Raw genomic sequence first — 15,058 nt, 5'->3', positions numbered from 1 at the left:
CGCCACCCCGCAGATGTCCTCACTGTCAGAAGCTGCTCGCACACGCCCTCAAACCTAAACTGCCAAAGTAGTGCTAGATTGAATTCGAGCTTGGGGATTTTCGATACTTCGATCTCGCTCTCGGAGAGGCCGCGTCCCCGTCCTACTTGGTGGCGCAGGGACTGTTACGACAATTCGTTTCGTAATTCTCCAATAGATTTTATGACTGCTCAGTGAAGGAAAGGGCTCGTTGTGGCAGCGACGTGGGGCGGCAGCTGGCGCTCACGATCTCGTCGAGGGCAGTGAAATAAAGCCGTTGAAGTTTTCTAGACGTCACTGGTGCCAGGCTTTCATGAGGCGAATGCCCCTGGGGGGCTTGTATCGCCATACAAGTGCACGTGAGCCGAGCCTGCCCAGATCACCACCGCCAAGACACTTCCGTTAGAAGGTATTCGCGGATGATGCTGCGCACGGTCACACCGTCCGTCTCAATGACGGCGAAGACATAGACCCCCGGCTGGACGACGATCCAGCCATCCACCATGTCAATTCCCTCATACACCCGCTGTAGCAGCCGGCTTCCGACTTCGGGCCACCCTGAGCCCAGATCGACGGTCAGGAAATCGGCAAGGCGCTCTTCGGCAATCACCTCTAAGGGTACAATCAGGATGTCGTCAGGCTCTTCTAGCATGGGTTGACCAAGTTCGTGGAAGGCATGTCCGCGCGCATTCTTCAGAACAACCCGTCGGATTCTATGAAACTCAGGAAGCCAAACCAGCCCTGGGTTGCCGTCCGCATCGGCCCTTTCTCTCCTCGTCGCCTCAATCTCGCGCCGGAGCTTGGCGTTCCCGGCCAGTACTTTGCGCGCAGTTTCAAACACTTGGTAATGAGGATCAGTCGTGCCCGACATGGCTGCTCCCAAAAAAGCTGCGAAATACTCCTCATCGGAAGAGAACCCATTGTTGCACTGTACGCAGGTCTTAACGACGTGAACGTTGGCGGGAAGGGGGTGATCGAGGAGGGCCTTTGACGGAACGTGGTCATCGTTCGCTGGCTTCGTTGCTAGCGCGGCACCACAATGAACGCACGTGCCTTTGTAGCGGTCGTCCGAGGAATCTCTCACCTGCTTCATGCGGACATCCCCACTTGGCGCGATCTCAGGGTTCGCTGTGTCACCCTGGGGTCAACCACTGCCATTGGCTTGGAAAGAAATCGAAACTGACTGATACAACTATTGCGACTTCGATACGGAAGCCCTTTTCGTATCTTTGTTAGATGTTACCAGACATGCAAATTACGAATGTTTCTCATGGGGGGTTGTGCGGACGATTTCAGCTTCTGCTGCGGCGTGAATGTGACGTAACTTCGGGACTTGGCGGACTTTTGGTGCTCCCAGAAAGCTTGTTAGCCGATGCATTAGGCCGGGGTCCCTCAATTCGCATTCCCACAGCACCTGTACTGTCCAACCGAGTTCTTCGATCTCGCGCAGCACTCGACTGTCCCGCCGCTTATTGGCGGAGAGTTTGGCGCCCCAAAATTCACTCCGGGTCTTCGGAGACCGGCCCGCCGAGCAATGCTCGTGCCCATGCCAGAAACATCCATGGATAAAGATGGCCTTGCGGCGTGCGCGGAAGACCAAGTCGGGTCTTCCCGGAAGACCTGTTGAGTGAAGCCTATACCGATAGCCCAAGGCATGCAGGAGTCGCCGGACGAGCAATTCTGGTTTGGTATCGCGCCCTCGGATCGCCGCCATCTGCTTTCGGCGCGCGTCGGGAACATCTGGCCAAGGTTGGTTGTTGGGTGGCCTCATCGCTATGCGACTATGCTATCTTCCGCTTCAATTGTATCGGCATTTCACTGCCCCAAGTGATCTCGTTGAACCAGCTACCTAGCAGAAAACCCGCCATGACTGCGACCGCATTGAGCGCGAGCTTGTCCTTCGATCTTAGGATGCCTTCGCTGCTCGCACAGCAAGCCAAAACCAACTTGACTACCAGATCGGTCGGCACATCGGATATCTCGCAGCTCAGAGCAACGGCAGCTTGTCCAAGGGCATCCACCAATTGATACGGGCCGGCTCCCGACACGCTCTGCCTCCAAGCCTCCTGGAGATTGGCTGGGCTCCGGCTTGTGGTGAACCGCCGAACCTGGTCAAGCTGGCCAGAAGTTCGAGCGAGCGCCGTCGCTAGCGCCGGCTGTCGCATCAGCCGCTCTAGGAGAGCACCATCAAGAACGACGGTCTTGATGTCCTTCGAAGGACCAAAGAAAAATTCGATTGACCATCGAACGTCATCCCCGTCACAGTTATTCGACAGTTGGAAACGCATGCCGCTTTTGAAGCGCAGGCTAGGCAATGCGGCCCTGAACTGTCTCTTGACTGGGTAGGAAACGCCCACCGCATGCGGCGGCGTGACGGGCGGCGGCAAGGAGGGGATAGGCAATCGTGCAGCTGCGAGGGGTAGCTCGCTCGCTTCGACCATCTCTCGATGCTGTGCGGCGGCACCTATAAGGTAGGATAGGAAGGGCGGGACAGCATTGCCTACCATCTTCACCTTCTGGGAATGGCTCTTCCCATAAAATTGGTAGGTTATAGGGAAGCCTTGCAGCGACGCTCGCTCACGAACAGTGAGGCGACGCACCGAGCCTTGGCGTCCATTAGAAACGACAATACTTTCACGCGACACGCGGGTGCACGTCGCCGTCACGGTACGTGAGGGCTGGTCCAAAGAATCCGGGAACGTCATGTCATTGTAGACGGGATGAAACCGCTTAGCCTCCCGGTTCATGCGGAGCTGTTCCAAGTTCAACTCGGCTTCCGGCTCCATCTCAGTCAGAAGCGAACGGTCTAGCTCAAATCCCCATATGGGGTCACGCGCGACCCTGCCTTCGGACAAGCAGCGGATTACGCCGCCCAAATCCCGATTTACGGCGTTTGACCTATAGGATTCGAGGGTATCGAACGGAAATATGCCAACTAGGCAACGCGAGCGGGATTGGGGTAGGCCAAATTCCGCGAAATTAAGCACCTTGATTTGCGGTTGAAGCGAGCGAAACCGATAGAGGGGGTGGCCCCTTGTCTTGAGCCCCTGTTCAATGACGGAGGCAGTGCGAGGGACATTCTCCATAAGCCAATAGCGCGGTTGGACATGTTCCACGACCTCAAGGAACCGTACGACATCCTTCAGGCCTTCCAAAAGGTTCCCGCCACCGCCTCGGTTTGAATAGGAAAATTCAGTGCATGGCGGGCTTCCCACCACAAGGTCGATGTCGTTAGACAAAAGACCAAAATCCAAGCGCCGTACGTCCGATGCCACGTGGTCGGTGCCGAGGTTCGCATTGTAAGTAGCAACGGCGGCCGGCCATATCTCATAGGCCTCCACGACATCAACCCCAGCGCACCGAAGGCCCGCGCTCCATCCACCGATTCCCGAATAGAGGTCGATCGCCCGCAAGACAAACTCCTGATCACCGTTATTCCCACCCTAGCAGATCCCCGGACCAGAACAAGATCCACACTACGGAGTGGCACGTCCGTCGCTTCGATGGCCAGGCATGCGGGTGAATTTCATTCCTTGAGTGTTGACGAGCCAACCGATCGGATCGCGTTCGACAAAGAAGTTGATCGGATCGGGGATCATCTCGGGGGTGTAATCCCCAAATCCTATAGCGCGTCGGTCAACAAGATATAGCCAATAACTCATCCCAAGCCGCCTGGCGGTCTCCATTTCGCCCTCCGACCAGAAGAAGCTGTATTCGTCTTCGTAACTCTTCACCTCAATGAAGCGATCGTGCAAAAGGGTTTGTGGATTTTCAAACGACATGATGTCGAAGCCGGCCCCAGCGTCGTCATCTGATACACTCCTCACCATCCGCACGAAAGGGTGTCCATTCAATCGGCGGCGCTCGAAGCTGACTGTCCATTCCTCTGCTCTCCGGCCAGCCTGCTCTTGCGCACTCTTCATCGCCTTGAGTGCCGCAAGAGGGAATGCTCGCCGCGGCGGCCTCCCATTGGCTGCCAACAGGAATTGCATGAAGGCCGGGACCACATCTTTCTGTATGGACCAGAACGGCTCACCTGATGCGCCGCGACACAATATCTCGAACTCCAGCAGGGCGTAAGGATAGCAGCGATCCCGTCCGGGTAGCTGTACAGGGTTCACCATCAGTGTTTGGTCACGGCTGTCGATCTGGAACAAACTCCCGGTCGTGAAATCGGTGAGCAGACCAAGGTAGCTTCTCAGGAGGGCGTCCCGCACAGCAACGAAACTGTCGGCTGCGCACTTCATGTCAGGAGCGACGGTCAACGCCCCGTCTGCGGCGACTAGAAGGACACCTATTTCGATAAGCATGTCGATCGTATTGCTGCCCCGGTTCCTGGTCGCGCTGTGTGCAGCCTGAATAGCGGAAATGAGATGATTCCGGTCGCCAATTCCTTCGCTGACCATATCGACCATGCCAAGCACGGCGCTCCGAGGCAGCAGCCCGTCAGATCGTCTTGCGCCGCTCATAGTCCTCCAGGATCGCCCTAACGTCCGCCCCCTGCTCAGTTTCCTCGTCTTCAAGCGTGAAGAGAGGGATTTCCTCCGCGTCCACCAAGTCGGAGAGTCGCTGTTCCTTCTGGATCAGCCTTCGGTTGATAGCAGTATCCAAGGTGCCCTCTGCCATCAGCAGATGGTAGCTCACGTCTCCGAGTGGGACAGGATTGTAGCGGTGGATGCGATCCTTGGACTGAATGAACTTGCCCGCATTGAAGTCGCGATCGAAATAGATGGCGGAACGACAGGCCTTATGTAGCGAGATGGATTCACCGACGGCTTGCGGGTTCGCGATCAAGATGGAGGTCTCCCCGGCAGCGTGAAAACGATTGATCAATGATTCACGTGTGGGAAGCGCAAGTTCCTCTTCGATCTCTGAGGTATCGTCAGCAACAGGGGTCGATCCTGTTACCACTTCCACGAAGTCGGCAGCGCCCTCAAGCGCCTGCTTGAGTAGCGCTAGGTTGCCAATAAAATAGGACCATATGACGACCTTACCCTGTTCTGATATGATCTTTCTCACAAGGTCGGTCGCGACTGAAAGTCGATTGAGCTCGCTGTGCGGGTCGAAGGTGCTGACGAGGTCGGCGATCTCTAGTTCTGCGACTGAGAAGGACGCGACGCCGTCCGGATCGAGAAGACCCTCTTCTTCAAGTGGCCTGAGCAAAAGGGCGGGATTGACGGCAGCCTGCCGGAGCCGCATCAGACGAGCGCGGACCAAGCTCGAACGCCCACCTTGGATGGCCGATCTCAATTGGGGCAGTACCGTGCGTTCGATTCCGTCGTAAATCCTGCGGTGTTTGGGAGACAACTCTACAAGCGGGCGACTCTCACTGGCTGGGGAAAGGCCAAGATCGCTCTTTCGGATACGGGTATAGAAGGGCCTGATCCGGTCTTTCAGGCGATCGATACCTGCCGGCATCGCGCCCCCAGACATGGCCTTGAGTGCCGCACTGGAGAAACCAATGACATTGCGCTTCGGGTATATAAAACGGAACAGGTTTGCGAGATCCTCGTATCCATTCGGCGCGGGTGTTCCCGTGAGGACAACGCGCGACCGAGCGAGTGGAGCAAGCTCCATGGCCGCGTTTGACCAGTATCCATCTTGCCGCTTGATGTTGTGGGCCTCATCGAGCACCACCATGGTCCGATGGAGTGGCGACCCCAGGAAAGTTTTGAATTCTTCGAGATTCGCAGCCAAGCTTGCATAGGTCGTGAGTGTGAGCTCGATTGCGCGCCCGGTATAGCTCACACCTCTCAAGTACGCGCTGCGGTCACTTGGTGAGACGAACCCAGCGATCCTTTTGGAGCGCGCGGCTCGTCCGAAGATTTCTTTGAATTCGTCCTCCCATGCCTTGAAGGCAGATAGGGGGCCCACGATAAGAAGGTGGTCGACGTTCCGGGGGTCTTCTGAAGGAAGTCCAGCCAGGTACGCATATGCAGCGTAAACGATTGACGTCTTTCCAGCGCCAGGCACCGAGAAGTTGCAGGCGTTTTGCGCGAATGCCAGATGGAAGGCCGCAAGCAACTGCTTGCGGTAGAAAGTCCGCGCCGGGCACGCGACGTTCACCCGCGCGACGAATGAAGCGAAATTGTCTGTGTCGACCTCGCTCCGCCATATTGCCGCAGCCGCAGCTGCAAACGTTTTGAAGTCGTCCTCCTCCCGTCTTACCTTCGCAAGCGTGCCGCCGTCGCCACCCTCGATAAGGGTGAAGCCGGAGCGGCCGATGAGCTTTGTGAGTTCCTGATAGCGCGCGTGCAACGCCCGCTCATCGGTCGGCAGCGAGATGGCATCCTGGAGGACGTGAGCGCCCGCCGAGCGGAGATAGGTGCCGAAAAGTGGGTGACGCAATATGGAATGCGAGTCACCTCGCAAAAGAATGGCCTGAGACGTAGGATCAAACTCGATGCGGACCTCGCCGGCCATCATGCTGTCTTCGTTGGACGGTCAAACCGCTTTTTCATGTCCCATGCAAGGCTGCTGATCTCCTTGACCAGCGTCTCGTTCGTCACGTCCTTCGTAAATGTGCCAGTCCTGTAGTCGACCCTAGTGAGAGCGGCGAGGGCTCGTTCCAGCAGCTCTCGCGGCTTGTTCGCATCATTCTCCGCCTCCAGCTTATAGCTCGATCGGTTGAAGTTACCCAAGAGCAAGCCCTTCGCCTTGGTTTTCCACTCGTCGTCGCGCGCCTCGGCGGCCTCCTTGCGAGATGTGAATTCGGGGTGTCGGGCGACAAACTCGTCAAGCGTGCCAACTGCATTAGTGATCGGATCGATGTTCTTTTCATGCTCAGTCCGGAACGCCTTCCAGATTTCCTCGTTAGCAAAGAAGCTCTTCTCGCCCCGGCCATCATGGGAAACCTTCCGGTAATCCTTGCCCGAGTCGAAGAGTTCGGTACCATAACGGACAAGGTCGAACTGCGTAGTCTTGAGTTCTAGCGCGTCGATGCTGTCAGTGGCCCAAGCGATACCAGCACCGCCCTCCTGCAACCGCTTCAAATCGGCATACAGGTCGACGAACATGCCTTCCTTCGTGCTGTTGTCCCTCTCCTTCAGCATATTGTACAGGCCGGCGCAGTCGATGTATGCGAGATACTCATCCATGAGTGTCATTGTGGCTCGGCGACGTTCGAGTTCACCGCTACCGATTCCCATCATCTGGCAGACGTCAGTCTTCCCGTAACCCAGACCATCAATAAGCCGCTTGACCTTCAGGTACTTTTCGAGGGGGCCGTAATCGAGTTTGGAGTCTTCCCCGATCTGGTATTCAGTCTCAAGGCGAACGATCTCCTTCTCATTCTCATAATATTCGTCAGGGAGGATTACCGCTTCGAAATGTTGATTCGAACCAATACGGCGGAGCAGCATCGCGCGACGGTTACCGTCGATAATGACGCCATCAAGGCTCACGATACCAGGACGCTGTTGCTGTTTCTCCTTGAGATCCTTGAGGGTATGTTTATTGCGTTCGACGTTCGTTTCCCAAAGGAACTTGTCGATTAGTTTGTGAATCTCGGCGTTGTAATCGGTGTGTCCGATGTCGTGCTCAAACTGCCAAGTCAACATCTCGCTCTCGATCCGGCCGTTGTGGCGGTTGTAGATCAACAGGTCGAGATCGATCTGGAAAACGTCGAATCGCTCGGGCTTCCCCTTATAAAATACCTTTTCCGTGCCAACTGCCTTCGATTTGTCGGCTCTAAGCGCACGCAACCTCTCGGCACGAACCTGTGCAGGCAACATATTTGACCCCCCGATTCCTTTTTCCATTATGGCACGTCCTAATGACGGACATACCCCCAAAAGCATCTGGCCTTTTCTAATCAACAACTCGGCCCGGGTCGACCGAGCCCTGCAAATATTTCCCCCCTAGGCGGGATTTGCGGAAACGCGGTTTCAGGACCAAGCCCGAATCTTCAGCATCTGGACCAGCAAGCGGAGGCGCTTTTTCCACGAAAGTCCGTTTCGTAAGCTGCTGGTGGATCTCACGGCTCGATTTCTTACGAAAGTGGCCTTCGTAACGAACGGCAGATTCGCGCCACGGCTGCGGCTTCCTATCTGCTTCCGATTCTTCGGCGCGCTCGGCAAGCAGCCGATCAAGTTCTGCCCGCGCCTTAGGTGATAGCTCGTGATTCAGAACCGTCACGCCGCGAAGCATGGCAGCCACACTGACGGCGTCCTTGTATGCCAAATCGCCATAGACATTCACTTCCGACCAGCCGTGCCGGTCGGCAGCGGCCGCCGTCTCCACGGCGGCCGACCATGTAATCCGGCCGCGCAGCGCTATGGAGTCGCCCCGGTCGATGAGCGTGCTGCCGTCTTTCAAGTTGATCCAGAGATAGGCCCCCTCGGCGTCGAACCGCGTCGATGCGATTTCAGCCACCGCCTCGGCGTCGATCCAGCCGCCATCGTGCCAGGCGCGCAAGATGGCTGCGCGGCGGTCCCGCCTGCCTAGTTGGGAGCCTGCGGCCCTCGCAGGACAAAGGCGGCGTTGCTGCCGCTCCCGAATGTGTGCTTCCAATCTTGCCAGGTCGAGCGCGGCTTCGATCTCCTCGGCCCGCGCTGCTTCCCATCCACGGCGCCTTGCCCGATGGTCCTGAAGGGCCGCCAGTGCTTCCGGCATCTCGCGGGTGCGCACGAAAGCCTCGAAATTCCATTTCGGAAGGTTGGGCTCCGGATCGGGGAAATTCCGTTCCGAGTTCGGTCGTGCATTTCCGTTATAGTCGATACCGTGTTCCCGGCAGAAGCTAGTCAGGCGCGAGGCAAAGAGTTCGCGAACGACCCTTCCGTTCCGCTCGCGGAAGCGGTCATTCCAGCCTCGGTTCTTCCGACTGGCGAAACCGTCACCTTTTGATTTCTCTGAGGGTTCCGAGGCCATGGACGTTGATGTTGCGCCCGCCATCGCTGGCGGGGCTGTCGTGGATGTCCATCTGGAAAACCATACCCATCTCGATGAAGGGCTGGTAGACATACCTGACACAAGACTCCCATAACTCTGCCGGCACGCCACGCGGCATGGAGAAATCCAAAATACGGGCTTCCTGGGCGTCCACCCGCTTCTCGGCTGCGGCAGCGCGCCGCCATAACGCCTCTGGCGCGCGTGCCCATTCCGGCGCGCCCTGCGGCGTCAGCATGATCGTCCGGACGTGCTCGGGAGCCTTGCGTCTGAAATCGAAGCTTTGTCCCTCATGGTCCACCATCTTGCCGCATGACTGATAGGCTGATCGTTTCGCGGCGGAATGGCCTTCGGCGCGCGATACGACTCCAAGCTGAACACGGAAGAAATCGGCCATGGGTCACCCCCTGCGGCGGGATCGGAGTCCGCGGAATTCCTTTTTCGAGCTGACGTTGCGCAGCAATGTATAGGCGAGCCTGTCGTTTCCGATTTCTTCCTTCATGCCGTAATCATGTGCTTGACCTTGCGCCGGCGCAAATCCGGCCAAAACATTCTTTTCGAAGGTACGAAAACCGGAGGGGAGATATGGCCGACACGATCACTCAGAAACTCGAATTGGCACGTCTGCGCGAACGTAACGCGCGGGCGCGGACGGCACGACTGCGCCGGTCGCTCGACCAAACGAACCGCAGAACACGCAACCAGGTCAAGTACACGCTCGGCGCAGCAGTCGTCGCGCTCGCCGAGTCCGGCAAGGGCGAACAGATGGTCGCGGGGCTGCGTCGCTGGCTCGATCATTATCTGAGCCGACCCGAGGACCGCTCGATTCTGCGCGACACACCGTTCGCCCTGGAAACGCCGGAGGCCGAACATGGACGCCAGTAAGCCCGTCCCCGACGCTCGCCATCCGGATCCCCGCGATCCCGTTCTCAGGACTGCTTTTGCGATGACAAAGGCCGCCGATCAGCGGCGCGTGGGATGCCGTGACGTGGCTCGAAATCGCGCCGCGCGTTACGCAAGGAAGCGTCGTATCTCGAAACCGTTGTGGCCCCTGATTTCGGCAGCCATCCTTGTCGGGCTGATCTTCGAACGGCGTCCGCCGCTGGCACTCTCATGGGCAGTCGGACGGCTACCTACCACTGATGGTGCCAAGGACACCGCCGTGCCTTTACCGGAGCCGGAAGCAACACTGAGCGAAGATATGTTCGTCGATGCCACCGACACGAGCGCGCCGGAACCGCAATATCTGCCGCCGGCGCAGTTTCTCGCCAAGGACGCCGCCCAGCTTGTCGCCTTCCTCATCCGCAATCGCGGCCGGCTGGACAACGAGCTGGTTCGGGCCAAATGGAAGATCGTGGATCGCCTTTCCCTTCCGCTGGCGATCTATCTCAGGGAAATAGAGGCCAACGCGAGTTGGGATGATCTCGAAAAGGAAATCTCGGCAGCTCCGCCTGGCTCGCCGGCCATGTCCCCGGCGCGGAGATACCGAATTCGCCACGCCACCGGAAAATTCTTCGGCTGGTGCCGGAATGGGCGCGGCGCGGCGAAGAGCTGCTCTCGCCTGAACTGGATGATGGCCTCAAGCCGGCGCCTATTCCCGACACAGACGATGACGGGCCGGATATCAAGCCGCCGAAGCCACCTAGCTAGTCTTACTGCGTCATAAATTTGGATATTTCGGCTTCGACTGAGCGCAGCAGGGACATCGCATCAATCTGCGGGCGAGTGCGACGGTCAGTTTTCTATGCAGCGTCGCGATCGAATTTGAGGTGTGCCGTTCGGGGCGAATGGGCGGGCTCGCTGGATCGTGAACCGCGGGGAATAGGAGGTTTTTCGCTGCTTTTGGAACGGGCGATTGCTGAGGGGGGAATCGTCTCCCGTTCGGAGAGGAGAAACCCGTAAGCCGCGATGCAAAGACTGGCGTGATGATGGAATCCGCGCCAACCTCGACCCTCGTAGTGGCCAAGGCCCAGTTCCTGCTTGAGCTCGCGATAATCCCGTTCAATCCGCCACCTTAGCTTGGTCGTGGCAACAAGATCACGCAGCGCGGTCGTTTCCGGCAGGGTCGAAAGCCAGTATTTGAGCGGCTCTTTGTCACCTTCGGGCCATTCGACAAGCAACCATTCTTCGGCGTGCGGATGTCCGAGATTATAGTCTCTGGACGCGACACGAAGACGAACAGCGGTAAAGCGCGACGCAAGATCGGTATTGCTGCCCTCCCGCCATATGACGGTCTGCCACGCGTCTATCGGCAGACTTTCCGCAAGCGCCTTGGCTGAAAGAGGTTGATGATCCGCGCTTCGTTGCATCAGCGACGGCGGCCGACCCTTTCCGCTCCAGGTCTTGGGCGGTAGCGGTCCTTCGCCTGGGCGCCAAACACTGAGCGTCGGCTGGACACCCACGACATAGCTGAGGCCCAGCTCGGTCAATCCTCGGCGGAACCCGCCGTCTGCGCCGTAACCGGCGTCGGCAAGGATCACGCCCGCCGGCATCTGCGTCTCTAGCGCCGCACGTACTTGTTCAAGCGCGATCTGTGGCTTGGTTTGAAATAGGATCTCGTCCGGGATCTTCGCCTTCTTCCGGCGCTCTGGATCATTTGCCCAGATCTCAGGTAGATAAAGCTGCCAGGCAACCGGTAAGCTGGCCCCCTCATTCGCAATCGAAAGACTGACGGCAACCTGGCAATTGTCCTGCTTGCCGAGCTGGCCGCAATATTGGCGTGCGACACCGACGGAATGCTTCCCCTTCTTTGGAAAGCCAGTGTCGTCGACAATCCAGGCGGTGATCGCACCGCCACGCTCGATCATGCGCGGCAAGGCCCAATCACGAACGCGCGCCAGCAGTGCGTCATCCGACCAAGGCGCTTGTCCCACGAAATGCAAAAGCGATTGATGCTTGGCCGAAACACGTGATGGCGCCGTAACGGCGGCCAGGGGCTCCACGCTTTTGCGCGCCACCGGCATCATCAAACCCGTACAATAATCCCGCAGCGGCTCTGCCCGATCGGCATGGCCTATGACCTCGACCAGTGCTTCCAAATACCCATCAAACGCGGCTGCTTCGCAACCGTCCTCGCTGACCATGGCGCCCATCCATCGCTGTGAATCGCCAACCTATCACAACCAGGTCGCCTACGAATCCCCCTCCGCGCGCTTTCGTGACTCAGTAAGACTAGCAGGCTGTTGAAAAAGGGGCTCGCGGTTGGGCTAGGTCCGTGATTCACTCATTTCGCGAGGATGCGGAGGATGAATCGTGCGCGGCGGCGACAATCGAACTGGCGAGTTATTCAGCTATGTCGATCTCGAGGCGCGGGTGCGGCGTGATCATCCGCTGCGCACGATCAGGCGGATTGTGAACGAGGCGCTGGCGGCGCTGGAGCGGGACTTCGCGGCGTTGTATTCGCCGATCGGGCGACCATCGATCCCGCCGGAGAAGCTTCTGCGGGCAATGTTGTTGCAAGCGTTCTATTCGATCCGTTCGGAACGGCTCCTGATGGAGCGGCTGGAATACGCTCTCTTGTTCCGCTGGTTCGTCGGCATCGGCGTCGACGATGCGGCCTGGGATCATTCGGTGTTCTCGAAGAATCGCGACCGGCTGCTGGAGGGCGACATCGCCGCGAAGTTCCTGGGCGCGGTGCTGGCGCAGCCCAAGGTGAAGAAACTTTTGTCCACGGACCACTTCTCGGTCGACGGCACGCTGATCGCAGCGTGGGCATCGATGAAGAGCTTCAAGCCGAAAGACGGCTCGGATGAGCCGCCATCGGGTGGTGGCGGGCGCAATGAGGAGGCGGACTTTCATGGCCAGAAGCGCTCGAACGAGACGCATGCCTCTACCACTGATCCGGATGCCAGGCTGTTCCGCAAGGGGAAAGGCAAGGAGGCCAAGCTCAGCTTCATGGGGCACGGGCTGATGGAGAACCGCCATGGCTTGCTGGTCGATGCTTGCCTGACCCAGGCCGACGGACATGCCGAGCGGGTAGCGGCATTGCACATGATCGAGCCCCGTGCCGACCGGCCGCAAACGATCACGCTAGGCGCCGACAAAGCCTATGACGCGGAGGACTTCGTCAACGAGTTGCGCTCGATGCGGGTAACGCCGCATGTGGCCCAGAACACCAGCGGTCGCAGTTCCGCGATCGACGGGCGCACGACGCGACACGGCGGCTATGCCGTCAGCCAGCGCATCCGCAAGCGCATCGAAGAGGCGTTCGGCTGGATCAAGACGGTCGCCGGGCAAGACAAGACGAAGTTCCGCGGCCGTGACCGCGTCGGATGGGCCTTCACCTTCGCTGCTGCCGCCTATAATCTGGTGCGGTTACCGAAGCTGCTGGCGGTGTCGACATGACCGCGCCCGCAGGCTGCCAGTTGATCGGCCGTTGGCGCATCGTAGAGGCCGATCTGTGGGATCGCGGCTATCTCGACCTCGGCGGACCCGCCACGATCACCATCGGGGCCGATAATAACGGCGACATCGCTTTTGGCGCGCTGCAAGCCGGCCTAGATCTGAGCTACGGCCCCTCTATGGTCTTCTTCTCATGGACCGGCTTCGACGAAATGGACGAAGCCACAGGTGATGGCTCCGCCGAACTGCTCGACGACGGCTCCATCGAGATCGCATTCGCCTATCACAATGGCGATGAGGCCATCCTCAAAGCCAAGCGCGACACTTCTTCAACAGATGGGGTGATTGGGGTCTCGCCCGAGCCAGATTGAGGGCGGCTGCTCCTGTCGGGATGTGAGAACGTGGTCGATGTAGATCGCCACAAACATCAGGAGGGAGCAGCCATGAAGTATTTTGCCGGACTGGACGTGTCTTTGGAAGAGACCGCGAGTTGCGTGGTCGACGAGGCCGGGCGGATCGTGAAGGAGGCGCGTGCGGCGAGCGAGCCGCAGGCGTTGAGCGAAGCGCTGCGGAAAGTCGATCTGCCGCTGGAGCGGATCGGGTTGGAAGCGTGTTCGCTGACGGCCTGGCTTCACGACGGGATATGCGCCGATGGCCTGCCGGCCATCTGCATCGAGACCCGGCAGGCCAATGCCGCGATGAAGACGATGCCGAACAAGACGGATCGGAATGACGCCCGCGCGCTGGCGCAGATCATGCGCACCGGCTGGTATCGACAGGTGCATGTGAAGAGCAGGCAGTGCCGTCTCTGGCGTTCCCTCCTCGTCGCCCGCCGCACGGTGCTGAACGAAATGCGCGCCATCGAGAACGTGGTCCGGGCGATCCTGCGGGAGGCAGGCATCAAGCTGGGCACGCCGTCGCGAACCGTCTTCGCCGGTCGTGTGCGCGAGTTGGCCGGTACAGATCCGGTTGTCATGCCGCTGGTCGAGCCACTGCTGACGATCCTCGCCACAATGCTAGGAGCGTTCGCCCGCCTGACGAAGCAGGTTCTCGGTCTCGTTCGCCAGGAAGAGGTCTGTCGGCGGCTGATGAGCGTTCCCGGCGTCGGACCCATCACCGCGCTCGCCTTCCGGGCCACGATCGACCGGCCGGAGCGGTTCAGCCGTTCGAGGAATGTCGGCGCGCATCTGGGCCTGACCCCGGCGCGCTACCAGTCCGGTGAGACCGATATCCCGGGCAAAGTCAGCCGCTGCGGCGACGAGCTTGCCCGTACTGCCCTCTACGAAGCGGCCCACACACTGCTTGTGCGCAGTAAAAAGTGGTCGAGCCTGCGCGCGTGGGGCATGAACGTCGCCAAGCGGCGCGGTATGGCCAGGGCGCGGGTGGCGGTGGCCCGCAAGCTCGCCGTCATCCTGCATCGCATGTGGAGCGATGCGACAGAATTCCGCTTCGGCAAGGAGCCTACCGCATTGGCGGCGTAAATCGCGACGAATAACGAAGAAGAAACCAAGCTTTCGTCCGAAAGGGCGTGATCCGGATCGTTCCCGTGGGGACGACGGGCAAGGCGATCTCGTTAGCAGGCACGATCCTGGGCGAACTCTCCCAAGGTCGTTCAACAGATTGAGACGCCTCGCTCTACTGACCCCATCATGCGGCGGCCTTACGTCGACCGCGAAGAGAAGCGAGTGACCCGCGGGGCGACACGATCAAAAAAAAGACGCAGGAGTAACTTGACCTCAACGACCCCAATCAGAGAAGCCTGCTAGTACCTCTGCACAGAGGTTATGACGGGTTGAACCGGCTGAAGTTTGGG

The 15,058-nt window shown here is 59.0% G+C and carries 14 protein-coding genes; 5 read left to right on the top strand and 9 right to left on the bottom strand.

The window, feature by feature from the left end:
- Positions 1-397: 397 nt before the first annotated feature.
- The 8 genes from AC07FD_RS18490 to AC07FD_RS18455 form a co-directional block, all read right to left on the bottom strand.
- Positions 398-1,111 carry a hypothetical protein gene (locus tag AC07FD_RS18490; protein WP_478351021.1) on the bottom strand — a complete coding sequence of 238 codons (714 nt, stop codon included), beginning with the start codon at positions 1,109-1,111 and terminating at the stop codon, positions 398-400.
- A gap of 162 nt (positions 1,112-1,273) precedes the next feature.
- A complete protein-coding gene (locus tag AC07FD_RS18485; RefSeq protein WP_478351020.1) occupies positions 1,274-1,789 on the bottom strand; it encodes a very short patch repair endonuclease in 516 nt (171 codons plus the stop codon).
- A gap of 10 nt (positions 1,790-1,799) precedes the next feature.
- Positions 1,800-3,431, bottom strand: a complete 1,632-nt coding sequence (locus tag AC07FD_RS18480; RefSeq protein ID WP_478351019.1) for a DNA cytosine methyltransferase — start codon at positions 3,429-3,431, stop codon at positions 1,800-1,802.
- Between the two features lie 63 nt (positions 3,432-3,494).
- Positions 3,495-4,433, bottom strand: coding sequence for a protein NO VEIN domain-containing protein (locus tag AC07FD_RS18475; RefSeq protein ID WP_478351018.1), 939 nt, complete (start codon positions 4,431-4,433; stop codon positions 3,495-3,497).
- 31 nt (positions 4,434-4,464) lie between these two features.
- Entirely contained in the window at positions 4,465-6,444 is a 1,980-nt protein-coding gene (locus AC07FD_RS18470) for a DEAD/DEAH box helicase (RefSeq protein WP_478351017.1), read from the bottom strand.
- Positions 6,441-7,778 carry a hypothetical protein gene (locus AC07FD_RS18465; RefSeq protein WP_478351016.1) on the bottom strand — a complete coding sequence of 446 codons (1,338 nt, stop codon included), beginning with the start codon at positions 7,776-7,778 and terminating at the stop codon, positions 6,441-6,443. The genes AC07FD_RS18470 and AC07FD_RS18465 overlap by 4 nt, the downstream gene beginning before the upstream one ends.
- Before the next feature lie 49 nt (positions 7,779-7,827).
- Positions 7,828-8,886 carry an LPD7 domain-containing protein gene (locus AC07FD_RS18460; protein WP_478351015.1) on the bottom strand — a complete coding sequence of 353 codons (1,059 nt, stop codon included), beginning with the start codon at positions 8,884-8,886 and terminating at the stop codon, positions 7,828-7,830.
- A complete protein-coding gene (locus AC07FD_RS18455; RefSeq protein ID WP_478351014.1) occupies positions 8,852-9,301 on the bottom strand; it encodes a MobA/MobL family protein in 450 nt (149 codons plus the stop codon). The genes AC07FD_RS18460 and AC07FD_RS18455 overlap by 35 nt, the downstream gene beginning before the upstream one ends.
- 188 nt (positions 9,302-9,489) lie before the next feature.
- On the opposite strand from AC07FD_RS18455, the gene AC07FD_RS18450 reads away from it, so the two are divergent.
- Positions 9,490-9,789 (top strand): hypothetical protein, encoded by a 300-nt coding sequence (locus tag AC07FD_RS18450; protein WP_478351013.1) that lies wholly within the window; start codon positions 9,490-9,492, stop codon positions 9,787-9,789.
- Between the two features lie 103 nt (positions 9,790-9,892).
- Entirely contained in the window at positions 9,893-10,570 is a 678-nt protein-coding gene (locus AC07FD_RS18445; protein WP_478351012.1) for a hypothetical protein, read from the top strand.
- Between the two features lie 76 nt (positions 10,571-10,646).
- Here AC07FD_RS18445 and AC07FD_RS18440 read toward each other — a convergent pair whose 3' ends face one another.
- Positions 10,647-11,987, bottom strand: coding sequence for an IS701 family transposase (locus AC07FD_RS18440; RefSeq protein WP_378925689.1), 1,341 nt, complete (start codon positions 11,985-11,987; stop codon positions 10,647-10,649).
- Between the two features lie 169 nt (positions 11,988-12,156).
- Between AC07FD_RS18440 and AC07FD_RS18435 the strand changes: the two genes are divergently transcribed.
- From AC07FD_RS18435 to AC07FD_RS18425, 3 genes are all read left to right on the top strand, one after another.
- Positions 12,157-13,248, top strand: coding sequence for an IS5 family transposase (locus tag AC07FD_RS18435; RefSeq protein ID WP_478351011.1), 1,092 nt, complete (start codon positions 12,157-12,159; stop codon positions 13,246-13,248).
- Positions 13,245-13,616 (top strand): hypothetical protein, encoded by a 372-nt coding sequence (locus AC07FD_RS18430; RefSeq protein WP_478351010.1) that lies wholly within the window; start codon positions 13,245-13,247, stop codon positions 13,614-13,616. The genes AC07FD_RS18435 and AC07FD_RS18430 overlap by 4 nt, the downstream gene beginning before the upstream one ends.
- 72 nt (positions 13,617-13,688) lie before the next feature.
- Complete coding sequence (locus AC07FD_RS18425; RefSeq protein WP_478351009.1) at positions 13,689-14,726, top strand: IS110 family RNA-guided transposase; 1,038 nt, start codon at positions 13,689-13,691, stop codon at positions 14,724-14,726.
- The last annotated feature ends 332 nt before the right edge of the window (positions 14,727-15,058 follow it).

This window comes from Mesorhizobium waitakense, assembly GCF_056431085.1.
This window is presented reverse-complemented; position numbering and strand designations above follow the sequence as displayed.